Genomic DNA, 16,757 nt, shown 5'->3' with positions numbered 1-16,757 from the left:
AGCGTATAATTTATCACAACCGCCAGGGAACCAAATCCGAATTCCAGAATGGGGCCCTGGGGACTGACTATGCGCTCGATCAACGATGTCCGGATCGTAACGAAGCTGACTGCCGCATTCGGCAGCCTGGCGGCGGTCACGGTGGGGATCAGCGCCATCGGATACAGTCACCTGTCTTCGATCGAGCGCGTCAATCACCTCACGGAGCACTCGTATCAGGTCATCTCCGCCCTCGACGGCCTCACGCAGGCGATGGTCAATCAGGAGACCGGCCTGCGCGGTTACCTGATCGCGGGCGATCCGAAATTCCTGGAGCCGCTCCGCGCCGGCCAGAAGTCCTTCAAGGTGTCCCTGGAAAGCGCCAAGTCGCTCACCGCCGACAACGCCGCCCAACAGGCGCGCCTGGAGGCCGTGCGCGGCTCGGCGGAGACGTGGTCGAGCGACATCGCCGCCAAGGAGATCGCCCTCGTCGAGGCCGGCAATCTCGACAAGGCCCGGCAGATCGAGGCGAGCGGCGCCGGCAAGGCGTCCATGGACGCCCTGCGCGCCAAGATCGGCGAGGCCGAGAAAGCGGAGCGCGACCTCCTCGCCGCCCGAAGCGACGAGCAGGCGCGCTCCTTCGGCGCCGCCTACCTCGCGAGCCTGCTCGGCAGCGTCGCCAGCGTCGTCATCGCGGGGCTGCTGGCCTTCCTCGTCTTCGCCATGCTGACCCGCCCCCTCGGCCGCCTCGTGGCCGTGCTGCAGCGCATGGCCCGCGGCGAGATCGAGGCCGAGATCAAGGAGGCCGCCCGCGGCGACGAGATCGGCGCGGTCGGGCGCGCCGTGGACGGGATCAAGGCGATGGTCGCCAAGAAGGCCGCCGAGGAGGCCGAGATGAAGCGGATCGCCGACGCGGCCGCCGCGGCCGAGCGGCGCCGGACCATGATCGAACTCGCCGACAGCTTCGATCGCGCGGTCGGCGGCATCGTCGGCATGGTCTCGTCCTCGGCCACCGAGCTGCAGGCGACCGCCCGGACCATGTCGGCGACGGCGACCCAGACCTCGAGCCAGTCGAACACGGTCGCGGCGGCCGCCGAGGAGGCCGCCTCCAACGTCAACACCGTCGCGGCCGCGGCCGAGGAGCTCGGCTCCTCGGTGCAGGAGATCGGCCGGCAGGTGGACGGCTCGGCGCATCTGGCGCAGCGGGCCGTCTCCGACGCCGATCAGACCGGCGCGCTCGTCCAGGAACTGAGCAATTCCGTGTCGCGGATCGGCGACGTGGTCGGGTTGATCTCCAACATCGCCGGCCAGACCAACCTGCTGGCCCTCAACGCCACCATCGAGGCGGCCCGCGCCGGGGCCGCCGGCAAGGGCTTCGCGGTCGTCGCCTCCGAGGTGAAGGCCCTGGCCGAGCAGACTGCCAAGGCGACGCACGAGATCTCCGGCCAGATCGCGCAGATCCAGGCCTCGACCGGGCAGGCGGTGACGTCGATCGCCGGCATCACCGACCGGATCCGCGAGATCAGCGGCGTCGCCACCTCGATCGCCGCCGCGGTCGAGGAGCAGGGTGCGGCGACCCAGGAGATCGTCCGCAACGTCTCGCAGGCGGCCGTCGGCGCCGGCGAGGTCACGAGCAACATCTCCGGCGTCGCCGGCGCTGCCGAGGAGACCGGCGTCGCCGCCGGCCAGGTCCTCGACGCGGCCTCGGAGCTGTCCCGGCAATCCGAGCACCTGACTGCGGAGGTCAGCCGCTTCCTCGACACCGTCCGGGCGGCCTGATCGGGTCGGGCGCGGCGCCCGCCGCGCCCCTTCCTCATCAGGACCCTGCTCAGAGGCGAGACAAATAATTCCGGATCAGCTCAGTTTACGACGTCTTGACGAATAACCGGCATTTTGACGCCAATCGCGCCTCGACGGTCGGATAGCAATGAAAATCGGCGGAAAACTCCTGAGCTTCGTCGGCGCCTGCAGCCTGACGACGCTGGTCGTGGCAGGGGTCAGCGTCGCGACGCTGAAGAGCTTCGAGCGCTCGCTGACGAGCGTCGAGAGCGCGTCGATCCGGGCGCTCGACGCCGCGAACTTCAACCGCCTCGCCGCCGAAGTCACCATGGACTCGCGCGGCGTCTACGCCTCCGCCGACCGCGCGGAAGCGGCGAAGTACACCGCCGGGATCCGCAGGGGTCTCGCCGAGATGGACGCGCTGCGGGCCGACTGGGCACCGCGGGTGACCGAGGCCGAGCGGCCGCTCTTCGAGACGATGGTGCGCAACGCCGACGCGTTCCGCGCCCTCCGCAGCGCCCTCGCGGACGCGGGCGACACGACCGGCCCCAAGGCGGCCGCGGAGCTCGGGTTCAACGACGCCAACCGGGCAAACCGCAAGGCCTTCCAGGCCAGCATCGACGCCCTGGTGAAGCAGGGCCGGGGCGAGATGGCGGCGATCAAGGCCGACACCCAGGCCCTGTTCGAGACGCGCACCCTCCTCCTGCTCGGCCTTGCCCTGATCGGCACCGTGATCTGCTGCGCCCTCGGCCTGCTCATCGGTCAGCGGCAGATCGCCCGGCCGCTGCGGGCGGTCTCGGACGCGATCCAGCGCCTCTCGCGCGGCGACCACACCCTGCCCGCCATCAAGCCGGGACGCGACGAGATCGGCGCGATCTGGACGAGCATGCAGGTCTTCAGCGACACGATGCGGGAGGCCGAGGGCCTGCGGCACGAACATCAGCGGCTGGAGGCCGACACGGCGACGCGCAAGCGCGCCGAGATGGCCGGGCTCGCCGAGCGGTTCCAGGGCAGCATCGGCGGACTCGTCGAGCACCTCGCCGGGGCCGCCGCCGGGCTGGAGCGTGCCGCCGCGACCATGGCGGGCAACGCCGAGCACGCCGGCACACAGTCGCAGGCGGTCACCCGCGCCGCCGAGACGACGGCCCACAACGTCGAGGCCGTCGCCGCCGCCACCGAGGAACTCGCCGCCACCGCCAGCGAGATCGGCGTCCAGGTAACCCAGACCTCGACGGCCGCCGAGAGCGCCGTCGAGGCGACGCGGCGGACCCGGGCGAGCGTCCAGGCCCTCGCCCGCAGCGCCGACGGGATCGGGCAGGTCGTCTCCCTCATCTCCACCATCGCCGGGCAGACCAACCTGCTGGCGCTCAACGCCACGATCGAGGCGGCGCGGGCCGGCGAGGCCGGGCGCGGCTTCGCGGTCGTCGCCACCGAGGTGAAGGATCTCGCGACGCAGACCGCCAAGGCCACCGAGGAGATCGCCGGACAGATCGCCGCGATGCGGACCGCGACCCACGACGCCGTCGCGGCGATCGAGGAGATCGGCGGCACGATCGAGCAGGTCCACGGGATCGCCCTCGGCGTGGCCGCCGCCGTCGAGGAGCAGCATCTGGCGACCCAGGAGATCGCCCGCAGCGTCTCCGAGGCCGCCAGCGGCACCCGCGCCGTCACGGACACGATGGCGCTGGTCCTGGGCGCGGCCCGCGAGACGGGCGCCAGCGCCGCGGAAGTCCTCGACGCCGCCGCCGACATCGCGCGCCGCTCGAACGGGCTCGGCGGCGAGGTCGCGGGCTTCGTGACCCAGGTCCGCGCGGCCTGAGGCGGCCGGACCGACGCGCCCGTCATTTCGGAATCGCGGAGCCGGACCCGCGATGACGGAAGCGTCGCCGAGCGTTTCCCGCCAGGTTGTTGCATTGCAGCGCGCGCGCCCCTAGGGTCGGCGCATTCGCAAGGACCCGGTGAAAGCCCGGGTGGCTCTTCCGGCCGCCGATCCGCCGGACCACGCATTCGAGACGCGCTCTGACCCGCCAGCGACGCGGGCACGCCGCTCGTGCGGATTCATCGATGTCAACACACGCAGCCCGGAACGCCGGATATCTCCGGTCGTGGACCTCCAACCTGCGCGGCGACACCCTGTCGGGGATCGTCGTCGCCCTCGCGCTGATCCCAGAGGCCATCGGCTTCTCGGTCATCGCCGGGGTCGACCCGAAGGTCGGCCTCTACGCCTCGGTCGTCATCGCCTGCACCATCGCCTTCGCCGGCGGTCGCCCGGCCATGGTCTCGGCCGCCACCGCCGCCACCGCGGTGGTGATGGTCGACCTCGTGCGCGAGCACGGCGTCCAGTACCTCTTCGCCGCCACGATCCTGATGGGCGTCATCCAGATCCTGGCCGGGTTGCTCAGGCTGGGCCGGCTGATGCGGTTCGTCTCGCAATCTGTGATGACCGGTTTCGTCAACGCGCTGGCGATCCTGATCTTCCTGGCGCAGTTGCCCGAGCTCACCGGCGTCACGCCGGCGACCTACGGGCTGATCGCCCTCGGTCTGGCGATCATCTACGGATTCCCGCGGATCACCCGCGCAATCCCGTCGCCGCTCGTGGCCATCGCCGTCCTGACGGCGATCACCGCGATCTTCCACCTCGACGTGCGCACGGTCGCCCATCTCGGCGCCCTACCCTCGACGCTGCCGAGCTTCGCCCTGCCGGACGTGCCCCTCACCCTCGAGACCCTGCGGATCCTCCTGCCCTACGCGGCGACGCTCGCCGCGGTCGGCCTGCTGGAGAGCCTGCTCACGGCGCAGATCGTCGACGACATGACCGACACGGGCAGCGACAAGAATCGCGAGTGCATGGGCCAGGGCGTGGCCAACATGACCTCGGCCCTGTTCGGCGGCATGGGCGGCTGCGCGATGATCGGCCAGTCGGTGATCAACGTCTCGTCGGGTGCCCGCGGGCGCCTCTCGACGCTCGTGGCCGGCGCGTTCCTGCTGGTGCTCCTCGTGGCGCTGCAGGACCTGCTGGCCGTCGTGCCGGTGGCGGCGCTGACGGCCGTGATGATCATGGTCTCGATCAACACCTTCTCGTGGCGCTCGCTGCTGCGGCTGCGCACCAACCCGCTGCCCTCCTCGGCGGTGATGCTGGCGACCGTCCTGGTCGTGGTCGCCACCAAGGATCTCGCGATCGGCGTGCTGGTCGGCGTGCTGCTGTCCGGCGTGTTCTTCGCCGGCAAGGTCGCCCGGCTCAACCGGATCACGTCCGCCCTCTCGGCCGACGGCGGCACCCGGACCTACACCGTCGCCGGGCAGGTGTTCTTCGCCTCGGCCGGCACCTTCTCGGACGCGATCAACGTGCTGGAGCCGGTCGAGCGCCTCGTGATCGACGTCCACGCGGCGCATTTCTGGGACATCTCGGCCATCGCGGCCCTCGACCGGGTGGTCCTCAAGGCCCGCGCCCGGGGCCGCGACGTCACGGTCATCGGCCTCAACGAGGCCAGCGCGACCCTGGTGGAGCGGTTCGGCCGGCACGACAAGGGCGACGCCGCGGCGGTCCCGGCGGCGCACTGAGGCGGCGACCGGCCGACGCGTGGCCCCTTGCGCGGGGCCGCGCGCGACCCCATTCCCGGCGCGGGGCCGTTTTCGGGCCGGGAACAGGGATGGCAAAGCGGTGACGACGTTCTCTCCCCGCGAGATCGTGTCCGAACTCGATCGGTTCATCGTCGGGCAACACGACGCCAAGCGCGCCGTGGCGATCGCGCTGCGCAACCGCTGGCGGCGCCAGCAGCTGACCGGTCCGCTCCGCGAGGAGGTCGCGCCCAAGAACATCCTGATGATCGGGCCGACCGGCTGCGGCAAGACCGAGATCGCGCGCCGCCTCGCCCGGCTCGCCAACGCGCCGTTCCTGAAGGTCGAGGCCACCAAGTTCACCGAGGTCGGGTACGTCGGGCGCGACGTCGAGCAGATCGTCCGCGACCTCGTCGAGGTGGCGATCGGCCTGACGCGGCAGGTGAAGCGCGAGGGCGTCAAGGCCAAGGCCGAGGCGGCCGCCGAGAACCGTATCCTCGACGCGCTGGTCGGCCCGACGGCGAGCCAGGCTACCCGCGACAGCTTCCGGCGCAAGCTCCGCAACAGCGAGCTCGACGACAAGGAAGTGGAGCTGGAACTGACCTCCGGCGCGCCCGCAGGCATGCCGATGTTCGAGATTCCCGGCGTTCCGGGCGCCTCGATGGGCGCGATCAATATCGGCGACATGCTCGGCAAGGCGCTCGGCGGCCAGCGCGGCAAGCCGCGCCGTGTGCTGGTGCGGGACGCCTACGCGCCGCTGATGGCCGAGGAATCCGACAAGCTGGTCGACGACGAGGCGCTCGTCCGCGAGGCGATCCGCGAGGTCGAGAACAACGGCATCGTCTTCCTCGACGAGATCGACAAGATCTGCGCCCGCGAGGGCCGCTCGTCCGGCGACGTCTCGCGCGAGGGCGTGCAGCGCGACCTGCTGCCGCTGATCGAGGGGACGACCGTCGCGACCAAGCACGGGCCGGTGAAGACCGACCACGTGCTGTTCATCGCCTCGGGCGCCTTCCACGTCTCGAAGCCGGCGGACCTCCTCCCCGAACTGCAGGGCCGCCTGCCGATCCGGGTGGAATTGCAGCCGCTGACGGTGGACGATTTCAAGCAGATCCTGACCGCCACCGAGGCGAGCCTTCTCAAGCAGACGGTCGCGCTGATGGAGACGGAGGGCGTCACCCTCACCTTCTCCGACGACGCTGTGGACGCCCTCGCGCGGGTCGCCGTGGAGGTGAACTCCTCGGTGGAGAATATCGGCGCGCGCCGGCTCCAGACGGTGCTGGAGCGGGTGATCGACGAGATCTCCTTCACCGCCACCGATCGGTCCGGCGAGACGGTGCCGATCGACGCGGCCTACGTGCGCGACCGGGTGCAGGATCTGGCCTCGAACGCGGATCTGAGCCGCTTCATCCTGTAAGGGCCGGTCACGGATCACGCCGGGCCGGCGGACGCCCCGCTGGCCCGGGACGGCGAGCCGTGCGCGAGGATGGCGTGTGCCATGAGGCCGAGCGTGGGCCGCGGCGGCCCCGGCATCTGCTATGCCCGCGCCGGATCCCGGTCCTCAGGAATGTCGCCCCCGTGTCACGCAACAGGTTCGGCCTCGGCGATACGGTGCTGTCCGTGGCGGCGCTGGTCACCGGCATGGTGTCGCTCCAGTGCGGCGCGACCTTCGCCAAGAGCCTGTTCCCGGCGCTCGGCGCGGCGGGGACCTCGGCCCTCCGGGTCGGCTTCTCGGCGCTGATCCTGATCGCCGTCTGGCGGCCCTGGCGGCGCAGCCTCCCGGCACGCGAGGCCGGCTGGATCGCCCTCTACGGGACGGCCCTCGGGCTGATGAACCTCCTGTTCTACCTCGCGCTGGCACGGCTGCCGCTCGGACCGGCCGTGGCCATCGAGTTCGTCGGGCCGCTGGCGGTCGCGCTGATCGCGTCGCGCCGCCGCTCGGATTTCCTGTGGATTGGCGTGGCGGTGGCGGGGCTCGCGCTGCTGCTGCCGATCGCCGGCGCGGACGGCCTCGACCCGGTCGGAGTCGCCCTCGATCTCGGCGCGGCCCTGTGCTGGGCGCTCTACATCCTGTTCGGACAGCGCGCGGGGCGGATCGACGGCGGCCAGGCCGTGTCCCTGGGCATGCTGACGGCGGCCCTCGTCGTGGCGCCGTTCGGCGTGGCGGAGGCCGGACCGGCCCTGCTCGCGCCCGGACTCCTCATCGCCGGCTTCGCGGTGGCGCTGCTGTCGAGCGCCCTGCCCTACTCGCTGGAGATGGTCGCCCTGCGCCGCCTGGACCGGAAGAGCTTCGGCGTTCTGATGAGCCTGGAGCCCGCCGTGGCGGCCTGCGCGGGTCTGGTCCTGCTGGGAGAGCGAATCAGCGCCGTCCAATGGCTGGCGATCGCGCTGGTGATCGCGGCATCGGTGGGAATCACCGTGAGCGCGCGGCGCGCGGCTCCGCCGGCGGCCGTCCTGGAAGCGTGATCCCGGAGAACTACTTGCCCGCCAGGACGCGCGAAGCGACGTTGATGTATTTGCGGCCGGCTTCCTGCGCGTGCAGCACAGCGTCGCCGAGCTTCTCCTCGTCGCGGACGCTGGCCAGCTTGATCAGCATCGGCAGGTTGATCCCCGCCACGACCTCCACCGATCCGCCGTTCATGCAGGACAGCGCGAGGTTCGACGGCGTGCCACCGAACATGTCGGTCAGCACCACCACACCGTCCCCGGTATTCACGCGACAGACCGCGGACATGATGTCCCGGCGTCGCAGCTCCATATCGTCCTCCGGCCCGATCGTGATCGTTTCGATCTGATCCTGTGGACCGACCACGTGCTCCAGCGCGGCCTTGAACTCGGTCGCCAGGAGTCCGTGGGTGACGAGCACCATGCCAATCATCGACACGTGTTCCAACGTCCTGTGTGTGCCGCCATGTTGTGCATCGCACAGCCCCCCACAAGGCGATCGCGACTTTTTTGCCCGGACATTGGTGCGATCATGCCACGGCCGCCGCGTGTGCGCCATGGGGGATACCAGTCTTGGGCGAATCGAGGCGCCTGTGCGGCTGCGAAGTCACGGCCGCGGCTTTCGCAGCGCCGCACGAACCAGGAGCGGTGCGAGGCCGGCCGCCCGCGCACCCTGATCGAGGACGAGGCGCGGAACGGCGAGGCCGAGGATGTCGGCAGGTTCCGGCGGCTCGGGCAGGCGCGGTGCCGTCTCCACCAGGTCGACGGCGAGATGCAGCACCGCCTCCGGCCGCACCGCCAGGCCGAGATCGGCCGCCGACAGGATCCCCTGGCCGCGGACCTCGACACATCCGGCGAGCGCGGGATGGGGACCGGCCGTGATTCGCCCGTCGCGAATCGTGCAGACGACCCGGTCGTCCGCCACGAAGGACCCGTCCGGCGCGGCTGCGAGCAGGAGCGCGAGGCTAGACTTGCCCGCACCCGAGGGACCGCGAATCAGGATCCCGGCCCCGCACAGCGCGACGCAGGCGCCGTGCAGGGTGACCATCAGGCGTGGAGCTGCCGCGGCGCCGCCGGCAGGCGCACGATGAAGCGGGCGCCGCGCACCGTCGGCTCGCCGTCCTCGTCGGGGGCGCCGGGCCGGTTCTCGGCGCGGATCGTGCCGCGATGGGCCTGGACGATCTGGCGGGAGATCGACAGGCCGAGGCCGGAGTTCTGGCCGAAACCCTGCTCCGGCCGGTCGGTGTAGAAGCGCTCGAAGATCCGCTCCAGGGCGTGCTCCGGGATGCCAGGTCCCTCGTCCTCGCAGATCATCTCGACCTCGCCGCGCACGCGGCGCAGCACGACCCGGACCTTCGCGTCGGTCGGCGAGAACGAGCGGGCGTTGTCGAGGAGGTTGTTGACCACCTGCCCGAGCCGGCTGTCGTGGCCGATGATCGTGAACGGCGCGTCCTGCTCCGAGCCCGTCGCCTCGACGTCGAGCTGGATCAGGCAATCCTTCGGGCGCCGGCGCTCGTTGGCGACCGACACGACGGTGGTGAGCAGCCGCCGGAGATCGACGCGCCGGGCCTCGGCGCGGGCGAGCTCCGCGTCGAGGCGCGAGGCGTCGGCGATGTCGCTGATCAGACGGTCGAGGCGCTTCACGTCGTGCTGGATGATCGCCATCAGCCGGCCACGGGACTCGTCGGTCTTGGCGAGCGGCAGTGTCTCGACCGCGCTGCGGAGCGAGGTCAGCGGGTTCTTCAACTCGTGGCTGACATCCGCCGCAAAACTCTCGATAGCGTCGATCCGCCGGTACAGGGCCTGAGTCATGTCGCGCAGGGCGCCCGACAGGTGGCCGATCTCGTCCGTGCGTTCGGTGAAGTCCGGGATCTCCTCACGGGTCTTGATACCCATGCGGACCTTCTCGGCGGCCTCCGCGAGGCGGCGGACCGGTCCCGCGATCGCACCCGCCAGCAGGAACGAGAGCACCACCATCACCGCCGAGGCGACGAGGAAGACCTGCAGCAGACCGAACCGCTCCGAAGCGATGACCCGGTCGATGGCGTCACCCTGAGTCGAGATCAGGAGGGCGCCGCGGACCGAGCCCGCCCGGTGGATCGGCACCGCCACCGAGACGGTGGTCTCACCGAGCTTGTTCCGGCGCACGAGGCTGCCGCGATTGCCGCCGAGCGCCGCCTGGACCTCCCGGAGCGAGTGCCCGTTCACCGGCCCCGTCTCCTCGGTGGTCTCGGACCGGCTGCGGAACAGGCCGCCGAGCTTGGACTGGACCGCCTCGAAGGCGGATTCGAGGATGCCGGGCTTGTGGGGCTTCGGCTCGAGCGGGTCGGGCCGGCTGGCATCGCCGCGCTTGAACAGGGTGCGGGTGTCGAACAGGAGGCCGCCCTCCTGGTCGTAGACCCGGGCGCGGTTGCCCGTCGGCGTCACGAGGCGCGACAGCAGCGGCGCCACCTTCTCGGGGTTCAGCGAGAAGGCGAGCGGCTGCGATTCCTCCTCCGCCGCCTCGCCGGCTTGCTGCTGGAGCAGCTTGTCGGGATCGATGCGGATCGTGTCGGTGTCCACCGAGGCCGAGGCGGCGATCGCCCCCGCGATGATCTCGCCCTGGATGGCGAGGCTCTGGATCCGGGCCTGGATCAGGCCCTGGCGGAACTGGTTGAGGTAGAGGAACCCGACGAGGAGCGCGATCAGCCCGACGAGGTTGAGGACGACAATGCGGCGCGTCAGGCTCGACGAGGCGCGCTGGCCGACCGCCTCCCACACGGCGCGGGGCCAGCCGAGCGGTCGGGACAGGGTCTGGGCCAGGGAGGCGCGGGGCGGGGCATCCTCGGTCTGGGTCTGGGTACGTGCGGCCACGGGGCTGATCCTGGAGATCACGCCTCCTTGAAGCGGTAGCCGACGCCGTAGAGCGTCTCGATCATGTCGAAGCTCTGGTCGGTGACCTTGAACTTCTTCCGCAACCGCTTGATGTGGCTGTCGATGGTCCGGTCATCGACGTAGACTTGGTCGTCGTAGGCCGCGTCCATGAGCGCGTTGCGGCTCTTCACGACGCCGGGGCGCTGGGCGAGCGCCTGGAGGATCAGGAACTCCGTGACCGTCAGCGTCACCGGCTCGCCCTTCCACGTGCAGGTGTGCCGCTCGGGATCCATCATCAGCGCGCCGCGCTCGAGCGACCGGGCCGCGACCTCGGCCTCGCCGCGCGGCGTGCTGCCGGGGGCCTCCTTGGCGAAGCGCCGGAGCACCGCCTTCACCCGCTCCACCAGCAGGCGCTGCGAGAACGGCTTATGGATGAAGTCGTCCGCGCCCATTTTGAGGCCGAACAGCTCGTCGATCTCCTCGTCCTTCGACGTCAGAAAGATCACGGGAAGGTCAGATTTCTGCCGCAGGCGTCGGAGAAGCTCCATCCCGTCCATGCGCGGCATCTTGATGTCGAAGATCGCGAGATCGGGCGGGGAGTGGCGCAGACCGTCCAGCGCAGAGGCCCCGTCCGTGTAGGTCTGGATGCGGTAGCCTTCGGTCTCCAGCGCGATCGACACAGAGGTTAGGATGTTCCGGTCGTCGTCGACGAGGGCGATGGTCGGCATGCGCGGTCCCTGACTGAACGGGCTCAGGCGCGGTCCCGGCTCTTCGCACAGGCCGCGCCACGTCCCGGCCCCGAGGGGGCAGACAAAAACGCGAACCGGGCAGTTTGGGCGCAGCCCGGCACACGCAAAGGGACAGGTGCTTTAGTACGGCCGATCGGAAAAAGCGAGCGGCGGTCATAGCTTGGCCGTAACACGGGCGCGCACCGGTCCTTCCGCGGCCCATCTGACGCGGTCGCGGTGCCTCGCGCCGCCGACGCTGCGCCGCTAACGTGGCGGCGGAACCGGGCGACTGTCCGGAGGGGAGGAACCGCGCATGGGCGAGACGATCGACACGGGTCAGGGCGCGGGCGGACCGGCCCGTCCGTTGCCGGCCGAGGCGGCGCCGTTCGACGCGATCGGCCTGGCGCGCACGCTCCTGCGCAGCGTCCGGTCCGGGGCGCTCGCGACCCTGGAGCCGGACGGCACGCCCTTCGCCTCCCTCGTCACCATCGCCACCGATGCGGACGGCACGCCGCTGATGCTGCTGTCGCGGCTGTCGGCCCACACCCGCAACCTGCTGGCCGACCCGCGCTGCTCGCTGCTGTTCTCGCAGGGCGGCAAGGGCGACCCGCTCGCCCATCCCCGCCTGACCGTGGTCGGACGCGCTCTGCAGACCGCCGAGGCGCGGGCCCGGGAGCGGTTCCTGGCCCGGCACCCGAAGGCCAAGCTCTACGCCGATTTCCCGGATTTCGGCTTCTTCGCCCTGGCGCCGGAGGCCGGCCATCTCAATGGCGGCTTCGCCAAGGCCGCGACCCTGACCCGCGACCAGCTCCTCCTCGACCTCTCGGACGCGCAGGCGATCGTGGCGGGCGAGCGGGGCGCCGTCGAGCACATGAACGCCGACCACGCCGACGCGCTGGCGCTCTACGCTGCCGGCGCCGGCGGCGCGGCCGACCTGCCCTGGCGACTCACCGGCCTCGACCCCGAGGGCATGGACCTGATGGCGGCCGACCGAACGGTGCGCGTCCCCTATCCGGAGCGCGTCACCGACATGGGTGCGCTGCGCAAAAGCCTCGTTGCCATGGCCGCGCGGGCGCGCGCGACCGGTGCGGACGCGTAAACGCGCAAGGACTTGGCGATCAGGCATGGCGAAAGGTCGCTGACCGCCCCATATCGGCCCCATGAGCGATACCCAGACAGATACCTACCCCTTCAGCCTCGACGTGGAGCCGGTCGGCGAGAGCGGCTCCCTGTTCCAGTGGAGCATCCGCAAGCACGGCAAGCTGCACCAGCGCTCGGACCGGAAGCATCCGACCGAGGCCAAGGCGCGCTCCCACGGCGAGGCCGAGATCGAGCGACTGATCCGCGACCGCGGTCGCTGAGCCGGATCGCTCCTCGGCGCCAGACACGATCGTGACCCGGGGGCCGGCTCGTTCCGGCCCCCGTTCGCTTGCGTGCGATCACCGACCGGGCCCGCTCTCCCCCCGGGCGCTCAGGCCGCGCTTGGCGCCTTCCCGCCGCGCTGCTATCTCGCGCGGGAGCCGCTCCATCCGAACACGTCCCGACGTCAGACGGTGCGCGCCGGCGCGCGCCCGAACGGAATGCCGATGACAGCCCCGATCGACACCATCCGCAACTTCTCGATCGTCGCGCATATCGACCACGGCAAATCGACCTTGGCCGACCGGCTGATCCAGGCCACCGGCACGGTCGCGCTCCGCGACATGAGCGAGCAGATGCTCGACTCGATGGACATCGAGAAGGAGCGCGGCATCACCATCAAGGCGCAGACCGTGCGCCTGGAGTACAAGGCCCAGGACGGCAAGGACTACGTCCTGAACCTGATGGACACGCCCGGCCACGTGGACTTCGCCTACGAGGTCTCGCGCTCGCTCGCCGCCTGCGAGGGCTCGCTCCTGGTGGTCGACGCCTCGCAGGGCGTCGAGGCGCAGACGCTCGCCAACGTCTACCAGGCGCTCGACGCCAACCACGAGATCGTCCCGGTCCTCAACAAGGTCGACCTGCCCGCCGCCGAGCCGGACCGGGTCAAGGAGCAGATCGAGGAGGTGATCGGCCTCGACGCCTCCGATGCCGTGCCGATCTCGGCCAAGACCGGCCTCAACATCGAGGCGGTGCTGGAGGCGATCGTCACCCGCCTGCCGCCGCCGAAGGGCAGGAGCGACGCGCCCCTGAAGGCGCTGCTCGTGGACAGCTGGTACGACGCCTATCTCGGCGTCGTCGTGCTGGTGCGGATCATCGACGGCACACTCAAGAAGGGCATGACCATCCGCATGATGGGCGCCGACGCCGTCTACGGCGTCGACCGGATCGGTGTGTTCCGGCCGAAGATGGCCGACATCGACGCGCTGGGCCCGGGCGAGGTCGGCTTCTTCACCGGTTCGATCAAGGAGGTGGCCGACACCCGCGTCGGCGACACGATCACCGAGGACAAGCGCCAGACCACCGAGATGCTGCCGGGCTTCAAGGAGGTCCAGGCGGTGGTGTTCTGCGGCCTGTTCCCGGTAGACGCGGCCGAGTTCGAGAACCTGCGCTCCGCCATGGGCAAGCTCCGGCTCAACGACGCCTCGTTCTCCTACGAGATGGAGACGTCGGCGGCGCTGGGCTTCGGGTTCCGCTGCGGCTTCCTCGGGCTCCTGCACCTGGAGATCATCCAGGAGCGGCTGGAGCGCGAGTTCAACCTCGACCTGATCTCCACGGCGCCCTCGGTGGTCTACCACCTGAAGATGCGCGACGGCGAGACCAAGGAGCTCCACAACCCGGCCGACATGCCGGACATCATGAAGATCGAGACGATCGAGGAGCCGTGGATCCGCGCCACGATCCTGACGCCCGACGAGTATCTCGGCGGCGTGCTGAAGCTCTGCCAGGACCGCCGCGGCGTGCAGATCGACCTCAACTACGTCGGCAAGCGCGCCATGGTGGTCTACGACCTGCCGCTGAACGAGGTCGTGTTCGACTTCTACGACCGGCTGAAGTCGATCTCGAAGGGCTACGCCTCGTTCGACTACCACGTGTCGGATTACCGCGAGGGCGACCTCGTGAAGATGTCGATCCTGGTGAATGCCGAGCCGGTGGACGCCCTCTCGATGCTGGTCCACCGCACCCGCGCCGAGTCGCGCGGCCGGGCCATGTGCGAGAAGCTGAAGGACCTGATCCCCCGCCACCTGTTCCAGATCCCCGTCCAGGCGGCGATCGGCGGCAAGATCATCGCCCGCGAGACCATCCGGGCGCTGTCGAAGGACGTCACCGCCAAGTGCTACGGCGGCGACATCTCGCGCAAGCGCAAGCTTCTCGACAAGCAGAAGGAAGGCAAGAAGAAGATGCGCCAGTTCGGGCGCGTCGAGATCCCCCAGGAGGCGTTCATCGCCGCACTGAAGATGGACGATTGATCCTCCGCGTCATTGCGAGCGGAGCGAAGCAAACCAGGTGCGCGACGCTCGTCAATGGCCCGCCGCCCTGGATTGCTTCGCTCCGCTCGCAATGACGGTGGTGCCGCTTACCCCGGCGGCAGCACGTCGATCTGGATGCCCGCGTAGTACGCCGCCAGATTGGCGATGTCGGCGTCCGACAGTTCCTTCGCCACGACGTTCATGATCTCGTTCTGCCGCTTGCCGTCGCGGTACTCGGTGAGCGCCTTCACGAGGTAGGGCTCGACCTGCCCGGCGAGGTTCGGCGCCTCCGGCAGCTTCGAGAGCCCGTCCATGCCGTGGCAGGTCTGGCAGGCGGTCGCGCGCTTCTTGCCTGCGGCCGCGTCGCCGGCCTGCGCCGAGAGCGGGACGAGGGTGGCGGCGAGGACGAGAAGCGGGCGGATCATCGGGCGGGCTCGAACTCTGAGATCAGTGAAGACTTGCCCGCTCGCGTCGGAACGGGAGGCGCGCGCCCTCTCCTGCACGTCAGAGAGGGCGCGTTGCGGCTTTCCGCGACCTGGCGCCTCACGAGCGGAGAGGCGCCAGGTGACAAGAGACTACTTCTCGTAGGAGATCCGGTAGATCGCCCCGGCGGAATCGTCCGAGACCAGCAGCGAGCCGTCGAGCATCACCGCGACGTCCACCGGGCGGCCGAGATACTCGCCGTCGCCGGTGAGCCACCCTTCCGCGAACGGCTTGACCGACTCGACCTTGCCGTCGGCCCCGAGCTTGGCGAACATCACCCGGGCGCCCACCGGCTCAGTGCGGTTCCACGAGCCGTGCTCGGCGATGAAGATCCCGCCCTTGTAGGCGGCCGGGAACTGCTTGCCGTTGTAGAAGGTCATGCCGAGATCGGCCGCGTGCGGCGGCAGCTCGGCCTGCGGGGCGACGGCGTCGGCCGGCGGGGCCTGGTCCTTGTACTCGACCGTGCGGACCGAGCCGCCACCGAACCACGGGAAGCCGAAATTCTCGCCCGCCTTGGTGGAGCGGTTCAGTTCGCCCGGCGGCTTGTCGTCGCCCATGCCGTCGACCTGGTTGTCGGTGAACCACAGCGACTTGTCGGTATTGAAATCCATCCCGACCGAGTTGCGGATGCCGGTCGCGTAGACCTCGCGGTTCTTGCCGTCGGCGTCGATGCGGATGATGCCGCCGATGCCGGTCTTCTTGTAGAGGTCCGCCTTCTCGGCGGGCGGCACGTTGTAGGGCTGGCCGAGCGCGATGTAGGTCTTGCCGTCCGGCCCGACCCGGCAGACGCGGGCCGTGTGGTTGAAGCTCTCCTCGGAGGCCGGGATCAGCTGTCCCTGCTTGACCAGCACGCCGGCGGCGACGTCCGGGTTCTCGTAGAAGAACTCGGCGGCCGGGAAGGCCAGGACGCGGTTCTGCTCGACCACGGTGAGCACGCCGTCCTTCGAGAAGCAGACGCCGTTCGGGATCTTGAACGTGATGCCCGGCGCGAAGGGACGGACCTCGTCGGCAACCCGGTCCTTGTCGCGGTCGGTGACCGTGTAGATCTTGCTCTTGCGCGTGCCGACGAACAGCACACCGGCGTTGGGACCGACCGCGATGGCGCGGGCATCCGGCACCACCGCGTACAGGTCGATCTTGAAGCCGTCCGGCAGCTTGACCTTCGACAGGTTCTTACGGATCGCGTCGGCGCGGCGGCCGGTCTGCGGGATCTCGGCGGCGGCCTGCGTGTCCGTGCTGTGGAAGCCCTGGAGCTTCTCGAGGTCGTCGGTCTTGGCCTTGGTCTCGGCAGGGGCCGCACCCTGCGCCAGGGCGGGGAGCACCGCCGCCGGCATGGCCACGCCCGCGAAGAGCGCGGCGAGAAGCAGAGATCGCATCGATAGAATCCTCCCGGCGGCCCTTGGACCAGGGCATTACCGGGAGAGAACGATAGGGGCGCCGCAGAGACCGGCAAGCCGCGCCGGTGACGCGGCCCGGGCCCTGTCGCCGACCGCGGGGTTTCCGATCGTCACCTCAGTGGGGTCGCACACGCCGTCATCGCGAG

At 70.2% G+C, this 16,757-nt stretch carries 14 protein-coding genes and 1 other annotated feature; of the genes, 8 read left to right on the top strand and 6 right to left on the bottom strand.

Features of this window, described 5'->3' with window-relative positions; all coding sequences use genetic code 11:
- Positions 1-69: 69 nt before the first annotated feature.
- The 5 genes from ACLBX8_RS15070 to ACLBX8_RS15050 all read left to right on the top strand — a co-directional run bounded on the left by ACLBX8_RS15070 (position 70) and on the right by ACLBX8_RS15050 (position 7,782).
- Entirely contained in the window at positions 70-1,758 is a 1,689-nt protein-coding gene (locus tag ACLBX8_RS15070; RefSeq protein ID WP_447698860.1) for a methyl-accepting chemotaxis protein, read from the top strand.
- Between the two features lie 148 nt (positions 1,759-1,906).
- The gene (locus ACLBX8_RS15065) at positions 1,907-3,577 is read left to right on the top strand and encodes a methyl-accepting chemotaxis protein (protein ID WP_447715441.1); all 1,671 of its coding nucleotides are present in this window, start codon (positions 1,907-1,909) and stop codon (positions 3,575-3,577) included.
- A 129-nt stretch (positions 3,578-3,706) separates the two neighbouring features.
- Positions 3,707-3,762 (top strand) — a sequence feature (sul1 is cis-regulatory element that is thought to sense ions involved in sulfur or methionine metabolism; They are found in Alphaproteobacteria).
- 60 nt (positions 3,763-3,822) lie between these two features.
- The gene (locus ACLBX8_RS15060) at positions 3,823-5,319 is read left to right on the top strand and encodes a SulP family inorganic anion transporter (RefSeq protein ID WP_447698862.1); all 1,497 of its coding nucleotides are present in this window, start codon (positions 3,823-3,825) and stop codon (positions 5,317-5,319) included.
- Between the two features lie 100 nt (positions 5,320-5,419).
- Positions 5,420-6,733 carry an ATP-dependent protease ATPase subunit HslU gene (gene hslU / locus ACLBX8_RS15055; RefSeq protein ID WP_056528150.1) on the top strand — a complete coding sequence of 438 codons (1,314 nt, stop codon included), beginning with the start codon at positions 5,420-5,422 and terminating at the stop codon, positions 6,731-6,733.
- 161 nt (positions 6,734-6,894) lie between these two features.
- On the top strand, positions 6,895-7,782 hold the full coding sequence (locus ACLBX8_RS15050) for an EamA family transporter (protein WP_020094603.1): 888 nt from the start codon (positions 6,895-6,897) through the stop codon (positions 7,780-7,782).
- A 10-nt stretch (positions 7,783-7,792) separates the two neighbouring features.
- Here ACLBX8_RS15050 and ACLBX8_RS15045 read toward each other — a convergent pair whose 3' ends face one another.
- From ACLBX8_RS15045 to ACLBX8_RS15030, 4 genes are all read right to left on the bottom strand, one after another.
- Complete coding sequence (locus ACLBX8_RS15045) at positions 7,793-8,194, bottom strand: PTS sugar transporter subunit IIA (RefSeq protein WP_010682249.1); 402 nt, start codon at positions 8,192-8,194, stop codon at positions 7,793-7,795.
- A 174-nt stretch (positions 8,195-8,368) separates the two neighbouring features.
- Positions 8,369-8,809 (bottom strand): HPr kinase/phosphorylase, encoded by a 441-nt coding sequence (locus tag ACLBX8_RS15040; protein WP_447715440.1) that lies wholly within the window; start codon positions 8,807-8,809, stop codon positions 8,369-8,371.
- On the bottom strand, positions 8,809-10,563 hold the full coding sequence (locus tag ACLBX8_RS15035; protein WP_419149864.1) for a stimulus-sensing domain-containing protein: 1,755 nt from the start codon (positions 10,561-10,563) through the stop codon (positions 8,809-8,811). Before ACLBX8_RS15035 ends, ACLBX8_RS15040 begins: the two co-directional genes overlap by 1 nt.
- 68 nt (positions 10,564-10,631) lie before the next feature.
- The gene (locus ACLBX8_RS15030) at positions 10,632-11,342 is read right to left on the bottom strand and encodes a response regulator transcription factor (RefSeq protein ID WP_020094607.1); all 711 of its coding nucleotides are present in this window, start codon (positions 11,340-11,342) and stop codon (positions 10,632-10,634) included.
- A gap of 313 nt (positions 11,343-11,655) precedes the next feature.
- On the opposite strand from ACLBX8_RS15030, the gene ACLBX8_RS15025 reads away from it, so the two are divergent.
- The 3 genes from ACLBX8_RS15025 (at position 11,656) to lepA (ending at position 14,731) form a co-directional block, all read left to right on the top strand.
- Positions 11,656-12,441 (top strand): HugZ family pyridoxamine 5'-phosphate oxidase, encoded by a 786-nt coding sequence (locus ACLBX8_RS15025; RefSeq protein WP_447698864.1) that lies wholly within the window; start codon positions 11,656-11,658, stop codon positions 12,439-12,441.
- 61 nt (positions 12,442-12,502) lie between these two features.
- A complete protein-coding gene (locus ACLBX8_RS15020) occupies positions 12,503-12,703 on the top strand; it encodes a hypothetical protein (protein WP_010682254.1) in 201 nt (66 codons plus the stop codon).
- Positions 12,704-12,928: 225 nt separating this feature from the next.
- A complete protein-coding gene (lepA, locus tag ACLBX8_RS15015; protein WP_042669970.1) occupies positions 12,929-14,731 on the top strand; it encodes a translation elongation factor 4 in 1,803 nt (600 codons plus the stop codon).
- 107 nt (positions 14,732-14,838) lie between these two features.
- On the opposite strand, the gene ACLBX8_RS15010 is transcribed toward lepA, so the two are convergent.
- Together ACLBX8_RS15010 and ACLBX8_RS15005 are read right to left on the bottom strand one after the other, a co-directional pair.
- A complete protein-coding gene (locus ACLBX8_RS15010; protein WP_091680759.1) occupies positions 14,839-15,156 on the bottom strand; it encodes a c-type cytochrome in 318 nt (105 codons plus the stop codon).
- Between the two features lie 150 nt (positions 15,157-15,306).
- Positions 15,307-16,590, bottom strand: coding sequence for a PQQ-dependent sugar dehydrogenase (locus ACLBX8_RS15005; protein WP_447698865.1), 1,284 nt, complete (start codon positions 16,588-16,590; stop codon positions 15,307-15,309).
- Positions 16,591-16,757 lie beyond the last annotated feature (167 nt).

It is taken from the genome of Methylobacterium sp. D48H, assembly GCF_053345715.1.
The sequence above is the reverse complement of the archived record's forward strand: the minus strand, read 5'-3'. Positions and strand labels throughout refer to the sequence as shown.

Bases quoted from the DNA above. Each gene is read 5' to 3' on its own strand.
- ACLBX8_RS15070 (WP_447698860.1), top strand. From the start codon at position 70: ATGCGCTCGATCAACGATGTCCGGATCGTAACGAAGCTGACTGCCGCA.
- ACLBX8_RS15030 (WP_020094607.1), bottom strand. From the start codon at position 11,342: ATGCCGACCATCGCCCTCGTCGACGACGACCGGAACATCCTAACCTCT.
- ACLBX8_RS15010 (WP_091680759.1), bottom strand. From the start codon at position 15,156: ATGATCCGCCCGCTTCTCGTCCTCGCCGCCACCCTCGTCCCGCTCTCG.
- ACLBX8_RS15040 (WP_447715440.1), bottom strand. From the start codon at position 8,809: ATGGTCACCCTGCACGGCGCCTGCGTCGCGCTGTGCGGGGCCGGGATC.
- ACLBX8_RS15065 (WP_447715441.1), top strand. From the start codon at position 1,907: ATGAAAATCGGCGGAAAACTCCTGAGCTTCGTCGGCGCCTGCAGCCTG.
- lepA (WP_042669970.1), top strand. From the start codon at position 12,929: ATGACAGCCCCGATCGACACCATCCGCAACTTCTCGATCGTCGCGCAT.
- ACLBX8_RS15020 (WP_010682254.1), top strand. From the start codon at position 12,503: ATGAGCGATACCCAGACAGATACCTACCCCTTCAGCCTCGACGTGGAG.
- ACLBX8_RS15045 (WP_010682249.1), bottom strand. From the start codon at position 8,194: ATGATTGGCATGGTGCTCGTCACCCACGGACTCCTGGCGACCGAGTTC.
- ACLBX8_RS15025 (WP_447698864.1), top strand. From the start codon at position 11,656: ATGGGCGAGACGATCGACACGGGTCAGGGCGCGGGCGGACCGGCCCGT.
- ACLBX8_RS15060 (WP_447698862.1), top strand. From the start codon at position 3,823: ATGTCAACACACGCAGCCCGGAACGCCGGATATCTCCGGTCGTGGACC.
- ACLBX8_RS15005 (WP_447698865.1), bottom strand. From the start codon at position 16,590: ATGCGATCTCTGCTTCTCGCCGCGCTCTTCGCGGGCGTGGCCATGCCG.